Genomic DNA, 1294 nt, shown 5'->3' on the forward strand with positions numbered 1-1294 from the left:
TACCGGGAAAGCCACGTCCATTGAGGAGAAACCGGCAGAGCCCAAGTCCCACTACGCAGTCCCCGGCCTCTACTTTTATGATAACGAGGTGGTGCACATTGCGAAGCACGTCCAGCCCTCCGCCCGCGGCGAGATAGAAATTACCGCGGTGAACAATGCCTACCTGGAGCAGGGCCGCCTTTCGGTGGAAGTCCTGGGCCGTGGCATGGCGTGGCTTGATACCGGCACCTACGACGGGCTCCTTGAGGCGTCAAACTTTATCGAAACTATCCAGAAACGCCAGGGAATGTACGTGTCCTGTATCGAGGAAATCGCGTACAACAACGGGTGGATACGCCGGGCAGATGTACTGCAGCTCGCCGCATCCTACAAGACGGAATACGGTGAATACCTGCGGTATATTGCGGAGAACCCCTGATGCCGATAACGGTACAAGCCTGTCCGATAGCAGGGCTGTATGAAATCCAACCCAAGGTATTTACCGATGGCCGGGGCTATTTTTTTGAAAGCTATTCCGAACGGGATTTCCATGCAGCCGGCTTACCCCTGGTCTTTGTGCAGGATAATCAGTCCCGGTCGGTGAAGGGGGTCCTGCGGGGCCTGCACTTCCAGAAGCAATACCCCCAGGGGAAGCTCGTGCGGGTCATCGCCGGCGAGGTCTTTGATGTGGCGGTGGATATCCGCCGCGGATCCCCAACCCGGGGGAAATGGCATGGGGTACTGCTGAGCGGCGAGAAGCAGAATCAGTTTTACATACCACCGGGTTTTGCCCACGGGTTTCTGGTGGTAAGTGATACGGCGGTTTTTGCCTACAAGTGTACGGAGTTCTACCACCCCGAAGACGAGGGGGGGATTATTTGGAATGACCCGGCTATTGGGATACGCTGGCCTGACCTGGGGATGGACTACCTCCTTTCCGACAAAGACACACAGCTTTCGCTGTTTAACGGAGAAGGGCAATGATCTGGTTAATCGGGAATAAGGGGATGCTGGGAACGGAGCTGTCCCGGGTGCTGGAACAGCGTGGACTGGCTTACGTTGGTACCGACCGGGAAGTGGACATCACCGACCCTGCCGCCCTTGCTGCCTTTGCGGCAAAACAGGCCGCCGGCGGGAAGGCTTTTACCTGGCTCATCAACTGTGCAGCCTATACGGCGGTGGATAAGGCCGAGGACGACGCGGATTTCTGCCGCCGCCTCAATACCGATGGCCCCGGGAACATCGCCGGAACCGCCAAAACAATCGGCGCCACGGTACTGCACTTTTCCACCGACTATGTGTTTAACGGGAAGGG

Annotated in this window: 3 protein-coding genes; all 3 read left to right on the forward strand. The window is 57.4% G+C overall.

All coding sequences use genetic code 11. The features are described 5' to 3' along the window. Positions 1-418: sugar phosphate nucleotidyltransferase (locus tag TPRIMZ1_RS0103740; protein WP_010254845.1), on the forward strand; the 418-nt coding region annotated here is incomplete at its 5' end. Next, positions 418-963, forward strand: a complete 546-nt coding sequence (gene rfbC, locus TPRIMZ1_RS0103745; protein ID WP_010254847.1) for a dTDP-4-dehydrorhamnose 3,5-epimerase — start codon at positions 418-420, stop codon at positions 961-963. The genes TPRIMZ1_RS0103740 and rfbC, both read left to right, overlap by 1 nt. After that, on the forward strand, positions 960-1294 hold a 335-nt coding region (locus TPRIMZ1_RS0103750; RefSeq protein WP_010254850.1), incomplete at its 3' end, for a sugar nucleotide-binding protein. The genes rfbC and TPRIMZ1_RS0103750, both read left to right, overlap by 4 nt.

It is taken from the genome of Treponema primitia ZAS-1, from assembly GCF_000297095.1.
In the GTDB taxonomy this organism is placed as follows: domain Bacteria; phylum Spirochaetota; class Spirochaetia; order Treponematales; family Breznakiellaceae; genus Termitinema; species Termitinema primitia_A.